General features: G+C 59.8%; 23 protein-coding genes. 9 read left to right on the top strand and 14 right to left on the bottom strand.

Annotated features, from left to right (window positions below; translation table 11 throughout):
• The first annotated feature begins 9 nt into the window (after nucleotides 1–9).
• A complete protein-coding gene (locus HCK03_RS21185; protein ID WP_041144222.1) occupies nucleotides 10–672 on the top strand; it encodes an HAD family hydrolase in 663 nt (220 codons plus the stop codon).
• A gap of 46 nt (nucleotides 673–718) precedes the next feature.
• Here HCK03_RS21185 and phnE (HCK03_RS21180) read toward each other — a convergent pair whose 3' ends face one another.
• The 8 genes from phnE (HCK03_RS21180) to HCK03_RS21145 all read right to left on the bottom strand — a co-directional run bounded on the left by phnE (HCK03_RS21180) (nucleotide 719) and on the right by HCK03_RS21145 (nucleotide 7,585).
• Complete coding sequence (phnE, locus tag HCK03_RS21180) at nucleotides 719–1,597, bottom strand: phosphonate ABC transporter, permease protein PhnE (protein WP_167692144.1); 879 nt, start codon at nucleotides 1,595–1,597, stop codon at nucleotides 719–721.
• Nucleotides 1,594–2,466 carry a phosphonate ABC transporter, permease protein PhnE gene (phnE, locus tag HCK03_RS21175; protein WP_041144224.1) on the bottom strand — a complete coding sequence of 291 codons (873 nt, stop codon included), beginning with the start codon at nucleotides 2,464–2,466 and terminating at the stop codon, nucleotides 1,594–1,596. Before phnE (HCK03_RS21175) ends, phnE (HCK03_RS21180) begins: the two co-directional genes overlap by 4 nt.
• Nucleotides 2,467–2,534: 68 nt before the next feature.
• Nucleotides 2,535–3,476 carry a phosphonate ABC transporter substrate-binding protein gene (phnD, locus tag HCK03_RS21170; RefSeq protein WP_041144225.1) on the bottom strand — a complete coding sequence of 314 codons (942 nt, stop codon included), beginning with the start codon at nucleotides 3,474–3,476 and terminating at the stop codon, nucleotides 2,535–2,537.
• Between the two features lie 23 nt (nucleotides 3,477–3,499).
• The gene (phnC, locus tag HCK03_RS21165) at nucleotides 3,500–4,342 is read right to left on the bottom strand and encodes a phosphonate ABC transporter ATP-binding protein (protein WP_167692143.1); all 843 of its coding nucleotides are present in this window, start codon (nucleotides 4,340–4,342) and stop codon (nucleotides 3,500–3,502) included.
• A gap of 179 nt (nucleotides 4,343–4,521) precedes the next feature.
• On the bottom strand, nucleotides 4,522–5,217 hold the full coding sequence (locus HCK03_RS21160) for an amino acid ABC transporter permease (protein WP_135185142.1): 696 nt from the start codon (nucleotides 5,215–5,217) through the stop codon (nucleotides 4,522–4,524).
• Entirely contained in the window at nucleotides 5,207–5,959 is a 753-nt protein-coding gene (locus HCK03_RS21155; protein WP_167692142.1) for an amino acid ABC transporter permease, read from the bottom strand. The genes HCK03_RS21160 and HCK03_RS21155 overlap by 11 nt, the downstream gene beginning before the upstream one ends.
• Nucleotides 5,956–6,774 carry an amino acid ABC transporter ATP-binding protein gene (locus HCK03_RS21150; protein WP_167692141.1) on the bottom strand — a complete coding sequence of 273 codons (819 nt, stop codon included), beginning with the start codon at nucleotides 6,772–6,774 and terminating at the stop codon, nucleotides 5,956–5,958. The genes HCK03_RS21155 and HCK03_RS21150 overlap by 4 nt, the downstream gene beginning before the upstream one ends.
• Before the next feature lies 1 nt (nucleotide 6,775).
• Nucleotides 6,776–7,585 carry an ABC transporter substrate-binding protein gene (locus HCK03_RS21145; protein WP_157349052.1) on the bottom strand — a complete coding sequence of 270 codons (810 nt, stop codon included), beginning with the start codon at nucleotides 7,583–7,585 and terminating at the stop codon, nucleotides 6,776–6,778.
• 273 nt (nucleotides 7,586–7,858) lie between these two features.
• Here HCK03_RS21145 and HCK03_RS21140 point away from each other — a divergent pair, with 273 nt between their 5' ends.
• Nucleotides 7,859–8,035, top strand: coding sequence for a hypothetical protein (locus tag HCK03_RS21140; RefSeq protein WP_041144231.1), 177 nt, complete (start codon nucleotides 7,859–7,861; stop codon nucleotides 8,033–8,035).
• Between the two features lie 106 nt (nucleotides 8,036–8,141).
• Here the strand turns inward: HCK03_RS21140 and eutC are convergent, their stop codons facing one another.
• From eutC to HCK03_RS21120, 4 genes are all read right to left on the bottom strand, one after another.
• Nucleotides 8,142–8,921 (bottom strand): ethanolamine ammonia-lyase subunit EutC, encoded by a 780-nt coding sequence (gene eutC, locus HCK03_RS21135; RefSeq protein ID WP_167692140.1) that lies wholly within the window; start codon nucleotides 8,919–8,921, stop codon nucleotides 8,142–8,144.
• A gap of 11 nt (nucleotides 8,922–8,932) precedes the next feature.
• Nucleotides 8,933–10,306 (bottom strand): ethanolamine ammonia-lyase subunit EutB, encoded by a 1,374-nt coding sequence (locus HCK03_RS21130; RefSeq protein WP_167692139.1) that lies wholly within the window; start codon nucleotides 10,304–10,306, stop codon nucleotides 8,933–8,935.
• Nucleotides 10,307–10,315: 9 nt separating this feature from the next.
• Nucleotides 10,316–11,695: an ethanolamine permease gene (eat, locus tag HCK03_RS21125; protein ID WP_041144234.1), complete on the bottom strand. Its 1,380-nt coding sequence runs from the start codon at nucleotides 11,693–11,695 to the stop codon at nucleotides 10,316–10,318.
• A gap of 370 nt (nucleotides 11,696–12,065) precedes the next feature.
• A complete protein-coding gene (locus tag HCK03_RS21120; protein ID WP_143717147.1) occupies nucleotides 12,066–13,448 on the bottom strand; it encodes a glycoside hydrolase family 28 protein in 1,383 nt (460 codons plus the stop codon).
• Between the two features lie 236 nt (nucleotides 13,449–13,684).
• On the opposite strand from HCK03_RS21120, the gene mmuP reads away from it, so the two are divergent.
• From mmuP to tauD, 6 genes are all read left to right on the top strand, one after another.
• Nucleotides 13,685–15,091 (top strand): S-methylmethionine permease, encoded by a 1,407-nt coding sequence (mmuP, locus tag HCK03_RS21115; RefSeq protein ID WP_167692138.1) that lies wholly within the window; start codon nucleotides 13,685–13,687, stop codon nucleotides 15,089–15,091.
• Nucleotides 15,078–16,010 carry a homocysteine S-methyltransferase gene (gene mmuM / locus HCK03_RS21110; protein ID WP_076944622.1) on the top strand — a complete coding sequence of 311 codons (933 nt, stop codon included), beginning with the start codon at nucleotides 15,078–15,080 and terminating at the stop codon, nucleotides 16,008–16,010. Before mmuP ends, mmuM begins: the two co-directional genes overlap by 14 nt.
• Nucleotides 16,011–16,232: 222 nt before the next feature.
• Nucleotides 16,233–17,195: a taurine ABC transporter substrate-binding protein gene (gene tauA / locus HCK03_RS21105; protein ID WP_041144238.1), complete on the top strand. Its 963-nt coding sequence runs from the start codon at nucleotides 16,233–16,235 to the stop codon at nucleotides 17,193–17,195.
• A gap of 11 nt (nucleotides 17,196–17,206) precedes the next feature.
• Nucleotides 17,207–17,974: a taurine ABC transporter ATP-binding subunit gene (gene tauB, locus HCK03_RS21100; RefSeq protein ID WP_041144239.1), complete on the top strand. Its 768-nt coding sequence runs from the start codon at nucleotides 17,207–17,209 to the stop codon at nucleotides 17,972–17,974.
• A complete protein-coding gene (gene tauC / locus HCK03_RS21095) occupies nucleotides 17,971–18,798 on the top strand; it encodes a taurine ABC transporter permease TauC (RefSeq protein ID WP_041144240.1) in 828 nt (275 codons plus the stop codon). Before tauB ends, tauC begins: the two co-directional genes overlap by 4 nt.
• Nucleotides 18,795–19,646 carry a taurine dioxygenase gene (gene tauD, locus HCK03_RS21090; RefSeq protein ID WP_167692137.1) on the top strand — a complete coding sequence of 284 codons (852 nt, stop codon included), beginning with the start codon at nucleotides 18,795–18,797 and terminating at the stop codon, nucleotides 19,644–19,646. The genes tauC and tauD overlap by 4 nt, the downstream gene beginning before the upstream one ends.
• Nucleotides 19,647–19,700: 54 nt before the next feature.
• Here tauD and HCK03_RS21085 read toward each other — a convergent pair whose 3' ends face one another.
• Nucleotides 19,701–21,401 carry a bifunctional ornithine lipid synthase OlsF gene (locus tag HCK03_RS21085; protein ID WP_076944625.1) on the bottom strand — a complete coding sequence of 567 codons (1,701 nt, stop codon included), beginning with the start codon at nucleotides 21,399–21,401 and terminating at the stop codon, nucleotides 19,701–19,703.
• 155 nt (nucleotides 21,402–21,556) lie between these two features.
• Complete coding sequence (hemB, locus tag HCK03_RS21080; RefSeq protein ID WP_041144243.1) at nucleotides 21,557–22,531, bottom strand: porphobilinogen synthase; 975 nt, start codon at nucleotides 22,529–22,531, stop codon at nucleotides 21,557–21,559.
• A 506-nt stretch (nucleotides 22,532–23,037) separates the two neighbouring features.
• On the opposite strand from hemB, the gene ehaB reads away from it, so the two are divergent.
• Nucleotides 23,038–25,989: an autotransporter adhesin EhaB gene (ehaB, locus tag HCK03_RS21075; protein WP_167692136.1), complete on the top strand. Its 2,952-nt coding sequence runs from the start codon at nucleotides 23,038–23,040 to the stop codon at nucleotides 25,987–25,989.
• Nucleotides 25,990–26,065: the final 76 nt, after the last annotated feature.

Genomic DNA, 26,065 nt, shown 5'->3' with positions numbered 1-26,065 from the left:
AAATTAACGATGTCCAACGCTCTCACGATTTTCGATCTGGATAACACCTTGATTAAGGGTGACAGCAGTACGGTATGGAGCCGTTTCCTGGTGAGGGAAGGATGGATTAGCGACCCGGACTATCTGGCGCGAGAAGCGATGCTGATGGCGGATTACGATCGCGGCGAGATGAATATCGCCGACTACGTGGCGCTAATCCAGGCCCCGCTGATCGGCGTCCCGCAGGCGGAAGTTGACGGCCTGGTTGCCCGCTGCGTGCGCGAGGAGATCCTGCCCCGCGTCTACCCGCAGGCGTGGGAGGTTATCCGCACGCTGCGGGCGCGCGGCGAACAGATGCTGGTGATCTCGGCCTCGGTCAGCCTGCTGGTGCAGGCGGTGTCCGATGAGCTGGGCATCGACCAGGCGTTAGGCATTGACGTGGAGATGGCTGATGGCGGCTATACCGGCGTGATTGCCGGCACGCCGAGCTATCAGCACGGGAAGGTGGTTCGGCTGGCGCAGTGGCGGCAGGCCTATCCGCAGCTCGTCGGCGAGGTGACGTTTTATACCGATTCAATCAACGATCTGCCGCTGTGCCTGCACGCCGACCGCGTGCGGCTGGTCAACCCTTGCCCGCAGCTGGCAGCGGCGAATGAGGAGCATCGCTGGCCGGTACTCAGCTGGCAGCTTTAATCTCCCCGGGCGGGTGCAGCGCGCCGCCTCGGGGAGGCGGGCGCTATCAGGATTTAAACAGCGGCACCACGCTGCCGCCGATGTAGCGCCGACGGAGCCAGGCGGAGAGCGTATCCATCGCCATCACCACCGCCACCAGCAGGAGGGTGATAAACATCACCACGTCCCAGTTCCACAGGCGCATATTCTCGGCGTAAATCAGGCCGATCCCGCCGGCGCCGACGAAGCCCAGCACCGCCGCCGAGCGGGTGTTGGACTCGATTTGATAAAGGCTCAGGGCCAGAAACGTCGGGAAGGATTGGGTGAAAATGCTGAAGCGGTGTTTCTGCAGGCCGTTGGCACCGACGGCGGTCAGCCCGCGACCCGGTGAGCGGTCTACCGCCTCGTGGCCTTCGGCATACAGGCGGCCGAGCAGGCCGGTATCCTGCATAATAATCGCCAGCACCCCGGCCAGCGGCCCGAGGCCGACGGCGCGCACAAAAATCAGCCCCCAGATAGCCATATCGATCCCGCGCAGGATGTCAAACAGCCGACGCATCAGCAGGGCGATAATTCCCGGAATCAAGCCGCGCATAATATTGCGCGCCGCGAGGAAGGAGAGCAGCAGGGCGATTACCGTGGCGGTGATCGTCCCGACGAAAACGATCGCCAGGGTAATCCCGATCTGCGTGAAATAGTAGCGGAACGGCCAGTTAAAAAAGTCGTGCCACACGAACATGCGCAGCAGATAGCGGCTGATTTGCTGCAGCCCGGTGGTGAGCTGCTCCCCGCTGATGCCAAACTGCATAAAGAACCAGACGTAATAGAGCACGCTCAGCAGCGCCAGCAGGCCGACGTAGCGCAAATAGCGCCCCTGGGCCTGATACAGCGCCTTATGCTGGCGACGGCTGGCGGCGATATCCGGTTGGTTTTGCCACTGACTCATTTTTTACCCTCAAGAACCCACTGCCGCAGGCGGCCGGACAGCATATCCAGCAGCGATACCACGATGATGATCAGCAGCAGCGTGATGCTGACCTGATCGTAACGATCGAGCTTAATGTTGGTCATCAGCTCCTGGCCGATCCCGCCTGCGCCCACCAGTCCAAGAATGGTTGAGGAGCGGAAGTTGATCTCCAGGCGCATAAAGCCGTAGGAGAGAAAAATCGGTTTGACCTGCGGCCACAGGGCGAAGCGAACTCGCTGCAGCGGTGAGGCGCCGCAGGCCATCAGCCCGCGAACCGGCTTGTCCTGGGCGCTTTCCACCGCTTCATAAAACAGCTTGGTCAGGCTGCCGATGGTATGCAGCATCAGCGCGAGGAAGCCGGGGATTGCACCAATGCCGAAGGCCATCACGAAAATGACCGCCCACGCCAGCTCCGGCATGGTGCGTAAAAAGGCGACCAAAACGCGAATGGCGAAGCGCAGCGGCGGCGGCGACCAGGCGTTATTGGCGGCGAGAAAGCCCAGCAGGGTGGCAATGACCACGGCGACCAGGGTGGAAGCCAGCGCCAGCTGCAGGGTTTCCCAAATCAGCGGCAGCTGGATCGGCAGGCGGTAGCCCCAGTAAGCGAACGACCCTTTGGTATGCGAATCGGCAAACAGATCGCTGAGATGCAGCGTCGGCAGCGTCTCAAACATGTAATCGAAAAAGTTTGGCAGGGAGTGCCAGATGGTGAAGAGATTAAATTCAGCCGCGCTGCCCGCGGCGAAGTAAAGCACCAGCAGCAGCAGCGACCAGCTAAAGGTGTCGCGCTTTTGCCGCGCGCGCACCTGCTGGTAATAGCGTTCAAATTCGGTATTCGAAATATTCATACGTCAAGAGGTCTTCAGCATACCGCCGCCTCGCGCCTGCTACGGCGGGAGACGGCGTGGAGGCGGGATTAACGGGCGCTCACCAGCTCGCGCTTCATATCGATGATCTGCTGGAAATCGGCAACGCTACCCGGGCCGATATGCTGGGTGCCGCCCATCGCTTTGATAAAGCAGGCGTGGTTATCGGTATCCAGCTTCTTGATCGCGGTGATAACTTTGGCTTTAAAATCAGCCGGCAGCGCGTTGCTCACCAGGATTGGGCCGTTGGGGATCAGCGGCGATTGCCAGATGATGCGGATCTGCTTCATCAGATCCGGATGATCCATACGAATCAGGCGGTTGAACGCGCCCACGCTGTAGCCGCTGTTGTAGTCACCCACCATAGAGGTCCAGGTCACCGCGCCGGCAAACTGGCCGTTCAGCACGCCGAGAATGTCCTGCTCGTGGCCGCCGGAGAAGGTTACGCTGGAGAAGAAGTTTTTGTATTTGTCATCCGCGCTGCCGCCAAATTTCTGCTTAAACGCGTGGTTCGGGATCAGGAAGCCGGAGGTTGAATCCGGGTCGGCGAAGCCAAAGGCTTTGCCTTTCAGATCGTCTAACGATTTATACGGGCTGTCGGCTTTAACGATAACCACCGAGTGATAGCCGCGAGACTTGTCTTTATCATCCACGGCGATGCCGACAATATCGACCGCTTTCGGGTTATTAATATAAACCGAGGCGTACGAGGAGGGCGACATGCTTAATACCACGTCAACCTTGCCGCCCAGCAGGCCCTGAATAACGCCGGAGTAGTCGGAAGAGTTGCGTAATTTGGTATCGACGTTCAGCTCTTTATCGAGGAAGTCTTTCACACACTGGTTATCACCAATTTGCTGGGTGGCGTTCTGGCCGCCGAGGATCCCCAGGTTTAACTCTTTCGGCTGCGCGGCAGCGCTCGCCTGCCATGCCATCATAATGCCCGCTACCGCTGCGGATAAACGAACTGCGCCAGTGATATATTGTTTCATTATTTTGCCCGTGTGAGTGGAAATTAATGCAATTGGCTAATTTCATCACCGTACAGCCGATGCAGAATATCCTGATTCAGCTGAGAGGGATGGTTGTCAAAAATAATGTTGCCCCGCGCCACGCCGATAACCCGCGTGCAGTACTGTTTCACCAGCTCGACCGAGTGCAGGTTGACCATCACGCTGATGCCCTGTTCGCTAATTTCGCGCAGCACGTTCATGATGCGCTGGGTATTTTTCGGATCGAGAGAGGCGACCGGCTCATCGGCCAGCAAAATACCTGGGTTCTGCATCAGCGCCCGGCAGATAGCCACGCGCTGCATCTGCCCGCCGGAGAGGTTTTCCGCCCGCTGCAGCGCATGCGGCAGCATGTTCATCCATTCGAGCAGGGAGATCGCGCGCGCCCGGTCGGCATCGGGGAAGACTTTGAACAGCGACTTCAGCGTTGAGGTTTGGCTCAGGCGCCCGAGCAGGACGTTAGTCAGCACATCAAGGCGCGGCACCAGGCAGAAATCCTGGAAGATCATCCCGCATTCGCTGCGCCAGGCGTTCAGCGCCCGGCCCTTGAGTTTGGCGACATCGTGCGGCGTGCCGACTTCCGGATAGCTGAGGATCTCGCCGCTGGTGGCGCTGTGGGTGCCGTTAAGCACGTGCAGCAGGGTTGATTTGCCCGCGCCGGAGCGGCCGATAACGCCCACCAGCTCGCCGGCGTGGAGATCGAAGCTGATGTCGTCCAGCACGGTTTGCTGCGCGCTGTAGGACTTGCTCAGGCCGCGCACGCTTAAGACTTTACGCTGCCGATCGGTATCCGGCTGACTAAATTGTGGGTAATCGGTATCGGTTAGTGCAGCGAGAGAACTATTCATAACAGCGTCCAGGTTCGTCGTTAAACTGGGCACTATTAATGGCGTTTTATATGATCGTTATATGACGGTAAGGCGAACAAATAGTGAACGGTCGCGATTTGTCGCCGCGGAAAGGGCGAAAATAGTGCCCTCCGATGACGAAGGGCAGGGAGGCAGCGCGTCGGGTGCGGCGGCGATTTTTATGCCGGCTTCAGCCGCTTGTGCCAGCGAAAACGGCGGCTTGCCAGCAGGCTCAGGCCGCAGCACAGCAGATAGTAGACCGCGCCGGTAAAGACAAAAATGGCCAGGGGATAGATCTGGACGCGGTTGTTCACCTGGCCGGCGACGGTGGTCAGCTCCGGGACGTTGACGATAAACGCCAGCGACGTATCCTTCAACAGGCCGATAAAAATCCCCACCAGCGAAGGCTGTACGTTGCGCAGCGCCTGCGGCAGCAGGATCAGGCGCAGCGCCTGTCCGGCGGAAAAGCCCTGCGTCCGCGCCGCCTCATACTGTCCGGCGGGAAGCGACTGCAGGCCGGCCAGCACCGAGTGCATCACCGAGGCGGCGGTAAACCACGCCAGCGCCAGGGTCACCGTCACGGCGCCAGGCAGATCGCTGCCGGTGAGCATCGGCAGCAGATACCAGAGCCAAAAAATGACGAAAATCAGCGGAATGCCGCGAATGATTTCGGCCCACAAAAACAGCAGCCGACGGACGGCTCCGCCATAGCGCCAGGCGGCGCCGGCCAGTAAAATCCCGCCGGGCAGCGCCAGCGCCGCTGCGCCAACGGCCATCATCAGCGTCAGGGCCACGCCGCCGGGAATGCCTTCCGCCAGGCGTCCCCACAGCAGGTAATCGAGATTGTCGGCGATAACCGCCAGATTAGCGTTCATGCTGGGTTCTCCTGTGCGGACTATTACCCGGGCCGAGGCGCGTTAGCAGCAGCCCCATCGCCACGCCGAGTGCCAGATACAGCGCGGTGCCGACGGCAAAGGCTTCCAGCGCGTGGGCGTTATAGCTTTCAATTTGCCGCACCTGATAGGTCAATTCGGCAAAGCCAATGCCGCTTGCCAGCGACGAGAGCTTCATCAGGTTCAGATACTGGCCGACAATCGGCTGCCAGGCGTTAGCCAGCCCCTGCGGCAGCAGAATATGGCGCAGCTCTCCCCACGGGGTAAACCCCTGCGAGACCGCCGCTTCCCGCTGGCCGCTGCCGACGGCGCGCAGCCCGGAGGCGATCTCTTCGATCAGGAACGCCGAGGTAAAGACCCCGAGCCCCCACATCGAGCAGATAAACTCCGGCGTCAGCCACCAGACGTTACCCGGCAGAATCGACCAGGCGTGGTCGGCGTTGATAAAATCGCGGGCGCCGAGGGGCAGCAGGTTCCAGGCGGCAAAGTACCAGAACAGCAGCTGCACCAGCAGCGGGGTGTTGCGGAACAGCGAAACCCAGCAGGCCACCAGCCAGCGCCCCGGCCTGCCGCCGCCGAGGCGCAGCGCCAGCAGCAGAATAGCCAGCACGGTCGCCAGCGCCATCCCGGCAACGCTGACCCATACGGTGGTGAGAAACCCGGAGACGATCCACTGCAGCGGCTGGCCGCTGAGTACGCCGTGCCAGTCGAGAATCGGCGTCACTCGAGGCCCTCCTGGTGCAGCGGATTAAGCACCTTTTGCAGAAAGCGGCGGCTGCGGGCGTGCTGCGGGCGGGCGAAAAACTCCGCCGGTGGCGCCACTTCGAGGATATCGCCGCCGTCGATAAACACCACCCGGTCGGCAATCTCGCGGGCAAACTGCATCTCGTGGGTGACCACCACCATGGTGATGCCGCTGTGCGCCAGGATTTTCATCACCTGCAGCACCTCGCCGATCATCTCCGGGTCGAGCGCCGAGGTTGGCTCGTCGAACAGAATAATTTGCGGCGAAGAGGCGAGGGCGCGCGCGATGGCCACGCGCTGCTGCTGGCCGCCGGAGAGCTGGGCCGGCATCTGGCTGGCCTTATCCTCCAGCCCCACCTGCCGCAGCAGCTCCAGCGCCCGCTGGCGGGCGTCATTTTTCGCCCAGCCGTGCACGCGCTCCAGCGCCAGGGTGATGTTTTCCTGCGCCGTCAGGTGGGCGTAGAGATTAAACTGCTGAAACACGAATCCGACGCGGCTGCGCAGCTGGCGTAACGCGGCGGCGCTGAGCTGACGCGTGGGCCTGCCGTCGATCAGGATCTCGCCGTCGCTCAGGGTTTCGAGCTGGTTGATCAGGCGGATCAGCGTTGATTTTCCCGATCCGGAAGGCCCTAGGATCGCCACCACTTCCCCGGGATTTATCTGCAGATCGACGCCGTTAAGCACCCGATGATCGCCGTAGCTTTTTGCCGCTTTACGCAGTTCGATACTGGCGTTCTGCAGATGTGAAAAATCCGCGGCCGAGGCCGCGGAGCGTGAAAATAAACCCGATAACATATTATTTAGCTTCTATGGTAAACGCGCGCGGCTGTGGGGTTTTGGTCGCCGGGCCGAACCAGACGTCGTAAATTTTTGCCGCCTGGCCAGATTTCTCCAGGTTCACCAGCTCGTCGTTCACCGCCTTCAGCAGCGCCGGCTCGCCTTTCTTCACGCCGACGCCGATCTCCTCTTTACTCAGCAGGTCGGGGATGATTTTAAAGTTGGCTTTATCCGGCGCTTCCGCCAGCAGGCCGGCGAGAATAGTGCTGTCCTGGGTAATCGCCTGCACGTTGCCGTTACGCAGCGCGGTCAGCGCCAGCGGAATATCGTCATAGGAGAGCACGCGCGACTGCGGGAAGCGCTGGTGCAGCGCCTGCTCGCCGGTGGTGCCTTTTACCGCCCCGATGCGCGCTTTGCTGTAGTCATCAAGCTTATCCGCTGACTTAGCCGGCACGAGGAACTGCTGGCCGGTGACAAAGTACGGCGTTGAGAAATCAATCACCTGCGCGCGTTCCGGGGTGATGGTGATATCGGCGACGATCAGATCGGCCTTACCGGACTGCAGCAGCGGAATGCGGTTGGCCGGGTTGGTGGCGACCAGCTCCAGCTTCACGCCGAGAGATTTAGCCAGCGCCTGGGCGAAATCAACGTCATAGCCGACGATCTGGTGCGTTTTCGGGTCAACCGAGCCAAACGGCGGGTTGGCATCGAAGGTGGCGACTTTTACTACCCCGGCGGCTTTGATATCCGCCAGCTGGTCGGCCTGAGCCTGCGCGGCAAGCACCAAAATGCCCAGCGCCAGTGCAATTTTTGTTTTTGTCTTGCGCATTATTATATCCCCTAAGTCCCTGTATATGTTCTGTGGTTATTACGCTCCCATAGATTGGCCGCTGACGGCAAAGAAGAAAAAGTTCTTATCTATAGCAAAAAAGAACTTAACAAGATCATGGGTATTGGCATAGGGCGGCGCCCGCCCGGCGGCCCTGGAGAAGACGCGTAATATGCATCTTCCGGGATTGAAAAGACGGAATTGATATTTCCCGAGCGGCGCAGGCTGTGGTTGAAATAGACCCAGGCAAAACGCTTCCCGACGGAGGAAAAAATGAAACTCACATTATGGCAACGAATGACGCGCTGGCTGGCTTCGCTATCTCACGCTGAAGCCGGACAGCAGGATACCCAGCGAATGATGGAGGCCATATTACCGGTCGCCAGCCTGTACGGCATTGATATGGGGAATGTCGAAACGCGGTGGTTTCGCCATGATAAAACATACTGAGCGGCGCAGGACGCGTGAAGCCTACTGGAACGAGGTGTGCTTTGTGTAGCACAAGGCTGCTTGCGGTTGCGGCGACCGAACTTATCTGCCGCAGCCCCGAGCAGCTTTAATCTTTCCCGATGACCAGGGGTTTCACCCTGCCATGCAGTGCCGGATTATCGCTTTCATCCTTCAGACGCACGCCGGTCAGCCGGCGCAGAAAAGCCTGCTCCAGCAGCCACGCCAGCTTAAAGGCGGCGGCATCATAGCCCAGCCCTTCCGGGCGAATATTCGAAATACAGTTGCGCTCCGACTCCAGCCGCTGACGATGCGGTTGCCAGGTCAGGTAAACCCCGAGGCTGTCCGGTGACGAAAGTCCCGGCCGTTCGCCAATCAGTATCGCCACCGCGCGGGCCCGCAGCGTTTCGCCAATATCATCCCCCAGCGCGACCCGAGACTGATGGGCCAGCACCACCGGCGCGAGGCTCAGCCCCAGCGTCTGCAGATAGGGCTGCAGGGCGCGGATCAGCGGCAGGGCCTGGCGCTGCACCGCGTAAGAGGAGAGCCCGTCGCCGATAACCAGCAGCAGGTCGGCGGGACGCGCGCCGCTGGCGGCGAGGTCCGCGCGGCTCTCATCGTTCAGCCGTCGCCCCAGATCGGGGCGGTTAAGATAGATATGCCGATCGGCGGCGGCGCTGTGCACCGTCAGCGACGAGAGGCCCAGCTCCGCCAGCGGGGATATCAACCCTTCGCTGTCAAAAGGCTGGTGGATGGCGTCGCGCGCCCGGGCGTGCGCGAGGCCAAAATTCAGCACCTCGCGGGTTGGCAGGCTGGCGCCGCTGCGGCCCAGCGCGATGCGCGCAGCGGTGAATTCACGTAGCGGGTTCCAGGCGTCGGGGCGATTCATACCGGTTCTCCTTACGCCATCACGGAAAGCAGAGGATGGCGGGCGTCGGTCAGGCGCAGCGCGCCGTCCGGGTGGGTTATCTGCATTTTCGTCAGCCAGGCGGCGAACTCCGGCGCGTGCTTGAGGCCCAGCAGGCGGCGGGCGTACAGGGCATCGTGGAACGAGGTGCTTTGGTAGTTGAGCATGATATCGTCCGCGCCGGGAACGCCGATTAAAAAGGTCAGCCCGGCGGTGCACAGCAGGGTCAGCAGGGTGTCCATGTCATCCTGATCCGCCTCGGCGTGGTTGGTGTAGCAAACGTCGCAGCCGATCGGCAGCCCCATGATCTTGCCGCAGAAGTGATCCTCGAGGCCGGCGCGAATAATCTGCTTCCCGTCATAGAGATATTCCGGCCCGATGAATCCCACCACGGTATTGACCAGCAGCGGATCGAAATGGCGGGCGACGGCGTAGGCGCGGGCTTCGCAGGTTTGCTGATCGACGCCGTGGTGGGCGTTAGCCGAAAGACAGCTCCCCTGGCCGGTTTCAAAATACATCACGTTGTTGCCGAGGGTACCGCGGTTGAGGCTCAGCGCGGCCTCCCTGGCCTCCTGCAGCAGCGCCAGATTAATACCGAAGCCGCCGTTGGCCGCCTCGGTGCCCGCCACCGACTGAAACACCAGGTCCACCGGCGCGCCGCGCTCAATCAGCTGCAGGGTGTTGGTGACGTGGGTCAGAATGCAGGACTGGGTGGGGATCGCAAAGCGCTGAATGATATCGTCGAGCATATGGTTGAGCTGCGCCAGCACCGGCAGGCTGTCGCTGGCCGGGTTGATGCCGATAACCGCGTCGCCCGCGCCGTACAGCAGGCCGTCGAGCATGCTGGCGGCGATGCCCTTCAGATCGTCGGTCGGGTGGTTGGGCTGCAGACGCACGCTAAGATGCCCCGGCAGGCCAATCGTATTGCGAAAGCGGGTGGTTACCCGGCATTTGCTGGCGGCGAGGATCTGGTCCTGGTTACGCATCAGCTTGCTGACCGCGGCCGCCATCTCCGGGGTTATCGCCCGCGCCACCTGCTGCAGGGTGGCGGTATCGGTGGCGTCGTCAAGCAGCCAGTCGCGAAAGTCGCCCACCGTCAGGTGGCTAATCGCCGCGAAGCCGCGGCTATCGTGAGTGTCGATAATCAGCCGGGTGACTTCGTCCTGCTCGTAGGGGATGAGCGGGCTGTCGAGGATCGCCTTTAGCGGCACCTCCGCCAGCGCCATTTTCGCCGCCATCCGCTCTTCGGCGCTCTCGGCGATAATACCGGCGAGGGCATCCCCGGAACGTGCCGGAGAGGCCTTCGCCAGTAGCGTCTTCAGACTATCAAAGCGCCAGACCTGGCCTGATAGCGTTGTTTTATACATGCCGCCTCCTCAGGAGACTATACGCAGCTGCGGATCCACCGGCGCGCGCTCGCGGGCCGCCGCGGTTTTACGAAACCACAGGTAGCCGCCGAGCATCATGGCCGCAAAAATCAGCGCCAGCAGCGTGTTATACCAGACCATCGCCACCAGGCAGAGCACCGCCATCGCCAGAGCGAAGGCCGGCGCCCACGGATAGAGCGGCGCGCGGAACGGGCGAATCAGTTTCGGCTCGCTGCGGCGCAGCTTGAACAGCGCCGCCATCGAGGTGATATACATAACAATAGCGCCAAATACCGACATCGTGACGATGCAGGCGGTGAGCGGCATCCCGCTGATGGTGATCAGCGAGTCGGAGAAAATAGCGGCAATGCCCACCACGCCCCCGGCGAGGATCGCCAGATGCGGCGTGCGGGTGCGGCGGTTGAGCGTTGCCAGGCTGGCGGGCAGGTAGCCGGCCCGCGCCAGCGAGTAGATCTGCCGGGAGTAGCCCATGATGATGCCGTGGAACGAGGCCACCAGGCCGAACAGCCCCAGCCATACCAGCATATGCAGCCAGCCGCTGCTGCTGCCGACCACCATTTTCATCGCCTGCGGCAGCGGGTCGTTGATGTTAGCGAGTGCCCGCCAGTCGCCGACCCCGCCGGCAAACACCATGACGCCGAGCGCCAATACGGTAAGGGTCAGGATCCCGCCGCCCAGCGCGCGGGGGATGGTGCGCTGGGGATCTTTAGCCTCTTCGGCGGCCATCGATGCGCCTTCAATAGCCAGAAAGAACCAGATAGCAAAAGGAATGGCCGCGAACATTCCCGGCAGCGCCAGCCCGCTGAAGCTCTCCGCTCCGGCCCAGCCGTTGGCGGTGAAGTGGCTCCACGAGAAGCCCGGAGCGACCACGCCCATAAACACCAGCAGTTCGAAAATCGCCAGCAGGGTGACAATCAGCTCAAAGGTAGCGGCAATGCCGACGCCGAGAATGTTCAGCGTCATAAAGATGACGTAGGCGCCGCAGGCCACCCATTTTGGGTCCAGCGCCGGAAACTGGACGTTGAGGTAGGCGCCAATCGCCATGGCAATCGCCGGCGGGGCGAAGACGAACTCAATCAGCGTCGCGAAGCCGGCAATAAAGCCGCCGGTCGGGCCAAAAGCGCGGTAGGCGTAGGCGAACGGGCCGCCGGCGTGGGGGATCGCGGTCGTCAGCTCGGTGAAACTAAAAATAAAGGCGCAGTACATGGCGGCAACCGCCAGCGCCACGATGAGAAATCCCAGCGTCCCGGCCTGGGACCAGCCGTAGCTCCAGCCGAAATACTCCCCGGAAATAACCAGCCCAACGGCAATCCCCCACAGGCGGAAACTGCCGAGCGTTCTTTTTAGCGTTGTGGTTTGCTCTGTCATTTTTACGACCTCGCCAGATAAAGTGACCCGGCTCACCACGCTATTTTATTTGCCAGCTGAGGCCTGGGCAGTGCTCAACAAAATACGCGAGTATTTTGAACGCCCTTTAGGGCGGCCCGCAGGGTGAGCGCAGCGAATAAATCCTCACGTACCAGGTGTACGCTCCGGTTTTTGCGCGCTGTCCATGCCCAAACTGCCTGCAATAATGACGCCTGGTGAACCTGGTATTTCAGATATGTGGAGGGTTGCAAAGAGAGTGCCAGGTCAGAGCCCCGATAAACGCGGGGGGTTAGCCGCGGGACGATCCAAAAAAGGGCAGCCTGCGCGCGCAAAGATATGCGTCCTGGTGCAGCTGCCCACAAATGTAGCGCTAGTCGCGAACGACGGCGCCCGCGTCCTGTTGAATCACCGGGCCCTCTTTTACCTTCAGGTTGAGGCCTCGGGTCTCCAGCTCGGCGTGACGAATGCGCAGACCGCGGGTCGCCTCGATGTTGACGTTGCTAAAGTGGAACCCGCTCAGCGGCGCCTCCGGGGTGCCGATAATATAGGCCGCCGCTTTGCTATCGCCGGTGGAGGTTAAATTTTCCACAGTGATATTGCTGAAGTGCGGGGTTTTATATTTGTCGAACGGCTGTTTCGGGTCGCTGTCCGGCGGGTAGATCTGCTCGCCGAGGGTAAATCCACCGGCCTGCAGCTGCTTGTCGACCTCGGCCTGCACGATAGGCGCGGCTTTGTAGTAGGCGGAGAAGACCAGCGGCACCTCGACGTTATGCATGGTGGTGTTACGGTAAACGATATTTTTGACCTCACCGCCTTTGCCGCGCGGGCTCTTAATGCGAATGCCGTACATTGAGCCTTCAAAGGTGTTGTTTTCCACCAGCACGTTGTTGACGCCGCCGGCGCTTTCGCTGCCGATAGAGATACCGCGCCCCTGCCTGAGCGTATTGTTGGCAATGTAAATATTATCGACCACCCCGTCAGGGAAGCGCGGATCGGCTCTCTCCGCTTTGATGGCGATATGGTCGTCATTGCAGTCGATATAGTTGTTGGTGATGCGGATGTTCTGGCTGTCGATAGGATCGATGGCGTCGGTATTCGGCGCATGCCACGGGGATAAAATTCGCGTGCCGTTAATGTCGATATCATGCGCGTAGCGGGTGACGATGTGGAAGCTGGGAGAGTGGGTGAGGGTCACGCCGTCGATCAGCACGTTGCTCGAACGGGTGATGTAGATCAGCCGCGGCCGGTCGGTGCCGCCTTTCTTGCCGCTGGCGCGAATATTTTCTCGCCAGCGCTCCCACCATACCGCTCCCTGGCCGTCGATGGTCCCTTCACCCACGATAGCGACGTTTTGCGCATCGGCGATGCTGATAAACGGCAGCCAGCCGTTTTCCGCTGCGGCATACTGCGTTTTTTCATCTCCGCGCCAGGCTGCGACTTCGCTTGAGGCGACGAGAGTCGCGTCTTTCTCCAGCTTGAGCCGAATATTACTTTTCAAAAACAGCGGATTGGTCAGATAGTTTCCCTTCGGGACCCGCACCGTGCCGCCACCTGCGGCGGCGCAGTCATCGATAGCTTTTTGAATGGCGTCGGTATTCAGCGCAATCTGCAGGCGGTGGCCTTCTGCGCCGTATTGGGTGACGTCGCAGACTTTATCCGCAAACGTCACCGCGCTGGCGGCGAGAGCCGTATGAAAGGGGATGACGCCGACGATAGCGGCGGCAGCCAACAGAGGAAAGGGGCGGGTTGTCATCTGATTATCCTTTTTAGGTGTTGTGTTTTGTAAAAATAGCAACATTGTTTTATTTTTGTGTTTATGCCGATCACGTTTTGCTTTTTGTCATTTAAATGCCCAGAACCCGCGCGCATTTTTCGGGCAAACGCCCGTAAAACGGCGTGGAAAGCGGCGCTTGTTTTGCAATTTCAGCTGCGGCGCGGTATAACTGCACTTCTTTGGATGTTTAGATGTCCATACGTATAGAAGGTAATATGCAAAGTACACCACAGCAGGGTGAGCCGCTGAAGCGCACCATGAAAACCCGCCACCTGATCATGCTCTCGCTGGGCGGCGTGATTGGCACCGGCCTGTTCTTTAATACCGGCTATATCATCTCGACCACCGGGGCGGCGGGAACGCTGCTGGCCTATCTGATTGGCGCGCTGGTGGTCTGGCTGGTGATGCAGTGCCTCGGCGAGCTGTCGGTGGCGATGCCGGAGACCGGGGCGTTTCACGTCTACGCCGCCCGCTATCTCGGCCCGGCAACGGGGTACACGGTAGCGTGGCTCTACTGGCTGACGTGGACGGTGGCGCTCGGCTCGAGCTTTACCGCCGCCGGTTTCTGTATGCAGTACTGGTTTCCGCAGGTGCCGGTGTGGGTATGGTGCGTGGTGTTCTGCGCGGTGATTTTCTTTCTCAACGTCATCTCTACCCGCTTCTTTGCCGAAGGCGAGTTCTGGTTTTCGCTGGTCAAAGTCATCACCATCATCGCCTTTATTATTCTCGGCGGGGCGGCGATATTCGGCATTATCCCGATGCAGGACGGCTCGCCGGCGCCGGGGCTGCGTAACCTGACCTCTGAAGGCTGGTTCCCCCACGGCGGCCTGCCGATCCTGATGACCATGGTCGCGGTGAACTTCGCCTTCTCCGGGACCGAACTTATCGGCATCGCGGCGGGCGAAACGCAAAACCCGCATAAGGTCATCCCGATCGCCATTCGTACCACCATCGCCCGGCTGATTATCTTTTTTATCGGCACCGTGTTTGTGCTGGCGGCGCTGATCCCGATGCAGCAGGCGGGAGTGGAGAAAAGCCCGTTTGTGCTGGTCTTTGAAAAGGTGGGCATCCCCTACGCGGCGGATATCTTTAACTTCGTGATCCTGACGGCGATCCTGTCGGCGGCCAACTCCGGCCTCTACGCCTCCGGGCGGATGCTGTGGTCGTTGGCGAACGAGCGGACTCTGCCGGCGTGCTTTGCCAAAGTGAACAAAAACGGCGTGCCGCTGACCGCGCTGTCGGTAAGCATGCTTGGCGGCGTGCTGGCGCTGTTTTCCAGCGTAATTGCGCCAGATACGGTGTTTGTCGCGCTGTCGGCGATTTCCGGCTTTGCGGTGGTGGCGGTGTGGCTCAGCATCAGCGCCTCGCACTTTATGTTCCGCCGTCGCCATCTCCAGCAGGGTAAAGCCCTGAGCGAACTGCACTATCGCGCGCCCTGGTATCCGCTGGTGCCGGTGCTGGGATTCATTTTATGCCTGGTGGCCTGCGTGGGCCTGGCGTTTGACCCCAGCCAGCGCATTGCGCTGTGGTGCGGGATCCCCTTCGTGGCGCTGTGCTATGGTGCCTGGTATCTGACCCACTCACGACAACTCAACAGGGAGCAACAGCATGTCGCAGAATAACCCGTTAACCTCTATCCTCGCCCGCGAGCCCTTTGTGCTGCTCGACGGCGCGATGGCGACGGAGCTGGAAGCGCGCGGCTGTAATCTGGCCGATAGCCTGTGGTCAGCGCGGGTGCTGCTGGAAAATCCGCAGCTGATTCGCGACGTGCACCTCGACTATTTCCGCGCCGGAGCGCAGGTCGCAATCACCGCCAGCTATCAGGCCACTCCGGCGGGCTTCGCCGCCTGTGGGCTGGATGAGGCGCAGTCGAAAGCGCTGATCGGAAAAAGCGTTGAGCTGGCGCGCAAGGCGCGGGAAGCCTACCTTGCGGAAAACCCGCAGGCCGGTACGCTGCTGGTCGCCGGTTCGGTGGGGCCGTACGGCGCCTATCTTGCCGATGGCTCGGAATATCGCGGCGATTACCAGCGCAGCGTGGAAGAGTTTCAGGCCTTCCATCGCCCGCGCGTGGAAGCGCTTCTCGATGCCGGAGCCGATCTGCTGGCCTGCGAAACCCTGCCGTCATTTGCCGAAATTAAGGCGCTGGCGCTGCTGCTGGCTGAGTACCCGCGCGCTCGCGCCTGGTTCTCGTTTACCCTGCGCGACGCCGGGCATCTCAGCGACGGCACGCCGCTGAGCGAAGTGGTGGCGGCGCTTGCGGACTCTCCGCAGGTGGTGGCGCTGGGCATTAACTGTATTGCGCTGGAGAACACCACCGCCGCGTTACAGCATCTGCATGGTTTGACCGCGCTGCCGCTGGTGGTCTACCCCAACTCCGGGGAACACTACGACGCGGTGAGCAAAACCTGGCACCATCACGGCGAGTCCTGCGTTGCCCTCAGCGAGTATCTACCGCAGTGGCTGGCGGCGGGGGCAAAACTGATTGGCGGCTGCTGTCGCACCACGCCGAAAGATATTGCCGCCCTGGCGGCCAAACGCTGACCGATAGCCCGGCGACGGCGCAGCGCGCCGCTGGCCGGGCGTCTCCCTCGCCCAGCAATGCTTACCGGGGCCAGCGCTCCCGCTTCTCAATCCCCGTTTTTAACTATCTTTTGCCGCTTTTTTTCTAATGACGATTGGCTATTAGCCAGAATTTTTAATTACTTCATCAAACGCATCAGGCCGGAAATACTGCACCCATAACAACGAAGGGGAGCAGACACTATGGCACACGCATCGCGCATTACACTTTTCGCCGCCCTGGCATTCGCCGCTTTTCAGGCCCAGGCGGTCAACGTCACCGTGGCGTATCAAACGTCCGCCGAGCCGGCGAAAGTCGCCCAGGCGGACAATACCTTTGCCAAAGAGAGCGGGGCGACCGTTGACTGGCGCAAGTTCGACAGCGGGGCGAGCATCGTGCGCGCGCTGGCCTCCGGCGATGTCCAGATTGGCAACCTCGGCTCCAGCCCGCTGGCGGTAGCCGCCAGCCAGCAGGTGCCGATTGAAGTCTTCCTCCTCGCCTCAAAGCTCGGTAACTCCGAAGCGCTGGTGGTGAAAAAGAGCATTACCAAACCCGAAGATTTGATCGGCAAGCGTATCGCGGTGCCGTTTATCTCCACCACCCACTACAGCCTGCTGTCGGCGCTGAAGCACTGGGGCATCAAGCCGGGCCAGGTACAGATTATCAACCTGCAGCCGCCGGCGATTATTGCCGCCTGGCAGCGCGGGGATATCGACGGCGCCTACGTTTGGGCTCCTGCGGTCAACGCCCTGGAAAAAGAGGGCAAGGTGCTGACCGATTCGTCGCAGGTCGGCGAGTGGGGCGCGCCAACCCTGGACGTGTGGGTGGTGCGTAAAGACTTTGCCGAGAAGCACCCTGAGATTGTGAAAGCCTTTGCGAAGAGCGCAATCGACGCCCAGCAGCCCTACATCGCTAACCCGGACGCGTGGCTGAAGCAGCCGGAAAATATCAGCAAACTGTCGCGCCTGAGCGGCGTGCCGGATGCGGACGTCCCCGGGCTGGTGAAGGGCAATACCTACCTGACCGCGGCGCAGCAGGCGCAGGAGCTGAACGGGCCGGTGAACAAAGCGATTATCGATACGGCTAAGTTCCTCAAAGAGCAGGGCAAAGTACCCGATGCCGGCGCCGATTACAGCCAGTACGTCACCGACCGTTTTGTGAAATAAAGGAGGTCACGATGCTGCAAATCTCGCATCTCTTTGCCGACTACGGCGGCAAACCGGCGCTGGCGGATATCAACCTGACGCTGGACAGCGGTGAACTGCTGGTGGTCCTTGGGCCGTCGGGCTGCGGTAAAACCACGCTGCTGAACCTGATTGCCGGATTCGTGCCTTATCAGCACGGCAGCATCGTCCTTGAAGGGCAGCGCGTGACCGGACCGGGCGCCGAACGCGGCGTGGTCTTTCAGCATGAAGGTCTGCTGCCGTGGCGTAACGTGCAGGATAACGTAGCGCTGGGGCTGCAGCTGGCGGGCGTGGACAAAGCGCTCCGTCGGGAAACCGCGGCGCAGATGCTGAAGAAGGTGGGCCTCGAAGGGGCTGAAAAACGCTTTATCTGGCAGCTTTCCGGCGGCCAGCGTCAGCGGGTGGGGATTGCCAGAGCGCTGGCGGCAAACCCGCAGCTGCTGCTCCTTGATGAACCGTTCGGCGCGCTGGACGCTTTTACCCGTGAACAGATGCAAACCCTGCTGCTCGGCCTGTGGCACGAGACCGGCAAGCAGGTCCTGCTTATTACCCATGATATTGAAGAGGCCGTGTTTATGGCCACCGAGCTGGTGCTGCTTTCGCCGGGACCGGGGCGGGTGCTGGAGCGGCTGCCGCTCGACTTTGGCCGCCGCTTCGTCGCCGGCGAGTCCTGCCGCAGCATTAAATCCGATCCGCGCTTTATCGAGCAGCGTGAATACGTGCTGAGCCGGGTATTCGAACAACGGGAGGCCTTCTCATGAGTGTGGTCATCAACGATAAACCGCGTCGGCGGCCGCTGAAGTGGCGCTGGCCGGTTTCCCGCCAGCTGACGCTGAGCGCGGCGACGCTGGCGGTGCTGCTGGCTATCTGGTGGGCCGTCGCGGCGCTACAGCTGGTTAGCCCGCTGTTTCTGCCGCCGCCGGGCCAGGTGCTGCACAAGCTGATCGCCATTGCCGGCCCGCAGGGCTTTATGGATGCCACCCTCTGGCAGCATCTGGCGGCGAGCCTGACGCGGATCGTCATCGCGCTGCTGGCGGCGGTGCTGCTCGGCGTTCCGGTGGGGATCGCCATGGGGCTGAGCCCGACGGTGCGCGGCATTCTCGATCCGTTAATTGAGCTTTACCGACCGGTGCCGCCGCTGGCCTATCTCCCGCTGATGGTTATCTGGTTCGGCATCGGCGAAACGTCGAAGATCTTATTGATCTATCTGGCGATTTTCGCCCCGGTGGCGATGTCGGCGCTGGCGGGGGTGAAAAGCGCCCAGCAGGTGCGCATCCGCGCCGCCCAGTCGTTAGGCGCCAGCCGCGCGCAGGTGTTGTGGCTGGTTATTTTACCCGGCGCGCTGCCGGAGATCCTCACCGGGCTGCGCATTGGTCTTGGCGTGGGCTGGTCAACGCTGGTGGCCGCGGAGCTGATTGCCGCCACCCGCGGATTAGGTTTTATGGTGCAATCCGCCGGCGAATTCCTGGCAACCGACGTGGTGCTGGCCGGGATTGCGGTGATTGCGATAATTGCGTTTCTGTTGGAACTGGGGCTGCGCGCGCTGCAGCGCCGCCTGACGCCCTGGCATGGAGAAGTACAATGAGTGAACGTCTGAGCATTACCCCGCTGGGGCCCTATATTGGCGCGCAGGTCGCCGGCGTGGACCTCGCGCGTCCGCTGAGCGATAACCAGTTTGAGCAGCTGTATCACGCGGTGCTGCGCCATCAGGTGGTGTTCCTGCGCGAGCAGAATATTACCCCGCAGCAGCAGCGTGACTTTGCGCTACGCTTTGGCGACCTGCATATTCATCCGGTCTATCCCCACGCGCCGGGCGTCGATGAAATTATCGTGCTCGACACCCATGACGATAATCCGCCGGATAACGACAACTGGCATACCGACGTCACGTTCATCGAGACGCCGCCCGCTGGCGCGATTCTGGCGGCGAAAGAGCTGCCGTCCACCGGCGGTGACACCCTGTGGACCAGCGGCGTGGCGGCGTACGAAGCGCTTTCTGAGCCTTTTCGTCAGCTATTGAGCGGCCTGCGGGCGGAGCATGATTTCCGTAAATCGTTCCAGGAGTATAAATACCGCAACAGCGAAGAGGAGCACCGGCGCTGGCTGGAGGCGGTAGAGAAGAACCCGCCGCTGCAGCATCCGGTGGTGCGCACGCATCCGGTGACCGGCAGGCAGGCGCTGTTCGTTAACGAAGGCTTTACCACGCGCATTGTTGACGTCACCGAGAAAGAGAGCGAGGCGCTGCTGAGCTTCCTGTTTAGCCATATAACAAAACCCGAGTTTCAGGTGCGCTGGCGCTGGCAGCCGAACGATGTGGCGATTTGGGATAACCGCGTGACCCAGCATTACGCCAACGCCGACTATCTGCCGCAGCGGCGCATCATGCACCGGGCGACGATCCTCGGCGATAAGCCGTATTACCGGGCCGGATAGCGCCCCGGGACGCCCGGCTATGGCGTTGCGTGCCGCAGGCCGGGAGATGACGCTTTATAGATGCGCGCCGATATAGCGCTGATAGCGGTTGGCCTTCAGGTAGGTCAAATCCACCAGCACCAGCCCGTCCACGCAGTTGTTGAAATCAGGGTCGCTGCCGAAATCGATAAACTGCACGCCGCCCGGCTCGCACACTTCGGAGTATTGCTTATACAGCGGGGGAATGGCGCAGCCGAGATTGCCGAGCAGGGACTTCAGCCGGGTGAGATCCTCGGCATAATCCTCGCCGCTAAACTGCGCCAGCACGTCCGGTAGCGAAGCGGGATAGGGACGGCGCGACTCCGCCAGCGGGTGGGTCGCCGGGAACCACAGCCGATAGAAGGCCACCAGCAGATCGCGGGCCGCCGGCGGCAGGCCGCCAGAAATCGACACCGGGCCGAACAGATAGCGATAGTGCGGGTAGCGTGCGAGGTAGGCACCGATGCCCGACCACAGATAATCCAGCCCGCGCCGTCCCCAGTAGCGCGGCTGAATAAAGCTGCGCCCCAGCTCAATACCGTACTGGAGAATGTCGTCCATCCGCTGGTCGTAATGGAACAGGCTATAGCTGTAAATCCCCTCCATCCCGCGCTTTTCCAGCTGCATTGCGGTGGGCATAAAGCGATAGGCACCGACGATCTCCAGATCTTCCTCGTCCCACAGAATCAGATGCAGATAATCGTCGTCATAGCCGTCGACGTCGCGACGCTTGCCGCTACCTTCTCCCACCGCGCGAAAGGCGATTTCCCGCAGGCGGCCGAGCTCGCGCAGCAGCGGGGCGTCATCCTGACCGTTGCGCTGCCACAGATAGATGGTTTTGCCATCGGCGGTGTGCCCCAGGCTCTCCGCGCGGTGCAGCTCGCGTTTTATCAGCGCGCGGTCTTCGGGACGGGCGATGGCGCTTTCCGTTTTAAATATGCCCGCCAGACCTTTACCCATCAGCTCGACGTGGCGATAGCAGCGGTCCGCCAGCTCCCGAGGAGACATCTGCGGGCTATACCAGCTGGACCAGGCAATCTGCTGACCAATGCCGATCGGCAGGCTGCTGTTGCGGCGACGGAACATTTGCTGCATGAGCAGCAGCAGCGGCAGGTTTTCTGAAAGCAGGGTGCTGGCGTAAAACAGGGCGCTGTTGTGCGCGCGGATCCACACCGGCAGCAGCGGGGCGCGATATTTGGTCGCCAGCTTGATAAAGCCGGGGTGCCATTTCTTATCGCGGATCCCCCGGCGCGTCGGGCGCGAGACTTCACCTGCCGGGAAAAAGATCAGCACGCCGCCGTTTTGCAGCTGGCGATCCATTTGCTGCAGCGCGGCTTTAGCGGTACGGCCGTTGATATTATCGACCGGAATGAACAGCGAGCTGAGCGGCTCAAGGTGGGTCAACAGGCGGTTGGTCACGACTTTGACATCGCGGCGAACGCGGGAGACGGCATAGAGTAGCGCAAGGCCGTCGAGGGTACCGGTAGGATGATTGGCAACGATCACCAGCGGGCCGTGTTCAGGAATTTGTTCCAGATCGTGCGCCGGGATTGCGCAGCGAATATTCAGGTGTTCCAGCACCTGTTCGACCGTATCGAGCCCCTTCAGGTGACGATGGCGGGCGGCAAATTGTTGAAACTCTTCCTCATGGAGGAGTTTTTTTAGCAGCTTCTTTTGCCAGGCGGCGGGCCTGGCCTGAGGCCACAGGTCGTCGAGTACATGGTCGAGACTAAACATAGCGCTTCCTCCTCGGTCCTGCCCAGACAGTAGAAGGCGGAAGTGTCGCTTATATTGCAGTTGGGTGAAGATTCGGCATTGTCAGGCCCGAAAGCGCGGCGCAGGTCAGGAGAGTTCCCGGCCTGCGCGCGGAGCCTGGCGCCCGCAAGGTGGATTTAGCGCAGGATTTTCTTCTCGGCGAGATCAAGGGCGAAGTAGCTGAAGATCAGATCCGCGCCGGCGCGCTTAATGGCTCCAAGACTTTCCAGAACCACTTTTTCTTCATCGATGGCGCCCGCCTGAGCGGCAAATTTGATCATCGCGTACTCGCCGCTAACCTGGTAAGCACCGATCGGCAGATCGCTGCGCTCGCGGATATCGCGCAGGATATCAAGATAGGCGCCGGCCGGTTTCACCATCAGGCAATCAGCGCCCTGGGCTTCATCGAGCAGCGACTCGCGAATTGCTTCCCGGCGGTTCATCGGGCTCATCTGATAGGTTTTACGATCGCCCTTCAGCGCGGTGCCCGCCGCTTCGCGGAACGGGCCGTAGAACGAAGAGGCAAACTTGGTGGAGTAGGACATGATGGCCGTGCGGGTAAAGCCGGCGGCATCCAGCGCCTGGCGAATAGCCTGCACCTGACCGTCCATCGCGGCGGATGGCGCGATAAAATCAGCGCCGGCCGCTGCCGCAACAACCGCCTGCTTGCCGAGGTTCACGAGGGTGGCATCGTTGTCTACGCCGTGCTCGCAGAGTACGCCGCAGTGGCCGTGGGAGGTGTATTCGCAGAAGCAGGTATCGGACATCACGATCATCTCCGGTACCGCATCCTTACAGATACGCGACATCCGCGCGACCAGGCCGTTTTCGTTCCAGGCATCGCTGCCGTTGGCATCGGTGTGATGGGAAATACCGAAGGTCATCACCGACCGGATACCGGCGTTAGCGATACGCTCGATTTCACGCGCCAGGTGTTTCTCCGGGATGCGCATCACGCCGGGCATGGCCTCGATGGCTTTGTAATCGTCGATTTCTTCTTCAACAAAGATCGGCAACACCAGGTCATTCAAACTCAGTGTTGTCTCTTCAAACATAGCTCGTAGCGAAGCGGACTGACGCAAGCGGCGCGGGCGAGTGATTAAATCTGTCATGGTTTGCCTGATTTTGTGAAATGAAAGACCGCAGTATACCCGAACCTGAGGGCGGGCGTTTTACGAAAGTGGCTTAAAATCTCACCTCGCGAACGGCGCTGGCAATAATAATGGGTTCCTGAATTGCATGCGCATAGCGAATATTTATATTCCCAGATAATGTTTATTTTTTATTGGATGTTTTTGGAGTTAATGGGATTTATATATTTAATGTGGTTGGAAGTGTTGGTCTGCTTATTCATTGTTGTTTTGTTTGTTTGCTAATGTATTTGTTTGTTTTATAGCTTGCGTTTATTGGGTGGCTAATTAACTGAAGTTAGAGTGTTTATTTTTTCTTTCTGAGTGGCGGGCTGATTAAATTATTGTCCGGTTTCGGACTTTGGCTAAAGAATAATTGAACCTTTCCCCGCTGACACCGCATAATCGTTCCGCGAAGCATAATAATGTTCTTCTACGTATTGATAATTGATGGATCAACGATATTACGTCCCTGAGGAGGGATGACAATGCACCCTTGGAAAAAGAAATTTGTAGTTTCACAATTAGCATTAGCCTGCACTTTGGCTATCACCTCTCAGGCAAGTGCTGTTACTGATATATCTGGAACCAACTACACGACATTTAAACATTATAACGACGCTGCCTATGCCGACGGCGTTTACTATAATGGCTATGTAGGCTGGAATAACTATGCGACGGACAGTATTTATAACGGTGACATTTATCCGGTCATCAATAAGTCCGTCGTTAATGGCGTGATCTCGACTTACTATCTGGACGATGGTCTTGCTACCAACGCGAACAGCAATAGCCTGACTATTAAAAACAGCACCATTCACGGGATGATCACCTCCGAGTGCATGACCACCGACTGCGTGGGGCGTGACGCTACCGGCTACGTTTATGACCGCCTGGCGCTGACCGTTGATAACTCGACCATTGATGATAACTACGAGCACTATACCTACAACGGCACTCACACCGATGGCTCCGTAGATACGCATGCTGTTGACGTTTACGATCTGGGGACGGCCATTACGCTGGATCAGGAGGTCGATCTGGTCGTCAAAAATAACTCCCATGTTGCCGGCATCACTCTGACTCAGGGCTACGAGTGGGGAGATATTGACGACAATACCGTCAGTACCGGCGTCAACAGCGGCAAAGTGTTTCAGAACACGATTAGCGTAGCGGATTCTACCGTGACGTCCGGCTCATGGTCGGATGAAGGCACCTCCGGCTGGTTCGGCAACAACAATAACGCCAGCGATTACGGCGGGAGCGGCCTGAGCGTGAACGGCGGTGCCGGCTTCAATGCTGATGACGTCGCGTTATCCGCCATCGCCAATCCGAATGCGGATAACGCGATGCAGACGACGGTTAACCTTACTCATTCGACCCTGATGGGGGATATCTTATTTTCCAGTAACTTTGACCACAATTTCTTCCCGAACGGTGCGGACAGCTATCGGGATACCAATTCTGCCGTAGACACTAACGGTTGGGATGGTACCGATCGTATGGATGTCACGCTGAATAACGGCAGCAAGTGGGTGGGGGCCGCGATCTCCACGCATCAGATCGATTCTGATGGCGATGGCGTTTACGACAGCTTTGGCGAAGGCACTGAAGCGACCGCAACGCTGATTGATGTCGCGGCGAACAGCCTGTGGCCATGGTCAACCTATGGTGTCAACAGCAGCGACACGGCCTACAGTGAAAGCGGTCACGTTGCCGGCAACGAAGTCTATCAGAGCGGTCTGTTCAACGTGACGCTGAACGGCGGTTCACGGTGGGATACGACCAAAACGTCGCTGATTGATACTTTAAGCATCAACAGCGGTTCTGTGGTCAACGTAGCGGACTCCACCCTGGTCTCTGACACTATCTCTCTGACCGGCGGCTCTGTCCTGAAGATCGATGAAGATGGCCACGTGGCGACCCACGCGCTGACAATCGACAGCAGTACCGTCACGATTGCCGACGATGTCTCCGCCGGCTGGGGCGTGGATGATGCCGCGCTGTATGCCAACTTCGTCAATGTGACTCACGACGGTATTCTGGACGTCGGCAACGGCACGGCGTACGCGCTGCAGGCCGATACGCTGAACCTGACCAGCTCGACGGATGCCCGCGGGGATGTACATGCTGGCGTGTTTAATGTTCACAGCAATCGCTTCGTGCTGAATGCCGATTTAACCAACGATCGCACTAACGATACCGCTAAGCCTAACTACGGCTACGGCATCATCGCCATGAACTCTGATGGTCACCTGACCATCAACGGCAACGGTGACTCCGATACCTCTTTTGACCAGTCCGAAGTGGATAACGCGGGTGACAACGTTGCGGCCGCCGCCGGCAACTATAAAGTGCGTATTGATAACGCGGTCGGTACGGGGTCCATTGCTGATTACAAAGGCAAAGAGCTGGTCTATGTTAACGACAAGAGCAGCACCGCCACCTTCTCTGCGGCAAACAAAGCCGATCTGGGTGCCTACACCTGGCAGGCTAAGCAGGAAGGCAACGTGGTGGTTATGCAGCAGCGGTCGCTGACCGATTACGCAAATATGGCGCTCAGCATCCCGTCCGCTAACAGCAATATCTGGAACCTGCAGCAGGATACCGTGGCGACTCGTCTGACCCACTCCCGGCATGGTCTGGCGGATAACGGCGGCGTCTGGGGCAGCTACTTTGGCGGTAGCTTCAACGGCGACAATGACGCTATCAGCTACGATCAGAACGTGAACGGCGTCATGCTGGGGCTGGATAGCAAAATTGAGGGGAACCATGCTCAGTGGATCGTCGGGGCCGCAGCGGGCTTCGTGAAAGGCGACCTGAGCGATCGCAGCGGTCAGGTGGATCAGGACAGCCAGACGGCCTACGTCTACTCGTCCGCTCGCTTTGCAAACAACGTTTTTGTTGACGGTTCTCTGAACTACTCTCGCTTCAGCAACGAGCTGTCTGCCAACATGAGCAACGGCCAGTACGTCGACGGCAGGACTTCCACAGACGCCTGGGGCTTTGGTCTGAAGCTGGGCTACGACTGGAAGCTGGGCGATGCGGGCTATGTGACCCCGTACGGCAGCGTATCCGGCCTGTTCCAGTCCGGGGACGACTACCGCCTGAGCAACGGCATGAAAGTGGGCGAACAGTCTTACGACAGCATGCGCTATGAGCTGGGCGTTGACACGGGCTACACCTTTAGCTACGGCAGCGATCAGGCCCTTACGCCTTACTTCAAGCTGGCCTACGTGTATGACGATGCCGACAACAACGCTAAGGTCAACGGGGATGCTATCGATAACGGCACCGAAGGTTCTGCGGTACGCGTTGGGCTGGGTACGCAGTTCAGCTTTACCCGCAGCTTCAGCGCCTACTCCGATGTGAGCTACCTCGGCGGCGGGGATGTGGATCAGGACTGGTCTGCTAACGTGGGCGTTAAATACACCTGGTAAGATAGTTTGCAGTGATAAAACATTAAAGGTTATTTAATCTAAAAGTATGCCCGTCAAGGAGTTGACGGGCATTATT

Origin of the sequence: Klebsiella terrigena (assembly GCF_012029655.1) — a bacterium.
Lineage (GTDB): Bacteria > Pseudomonadota > Gammaproteobacteria > Enterobacterales > Enterobacteriaceae > Klebsiella > Klebsiella terrigena.
The sequence above is the reverse complement of the archived record's forward strand: the minus strand, read 5'-3'. Positions and strand labels throughout refer to the sequence as shown.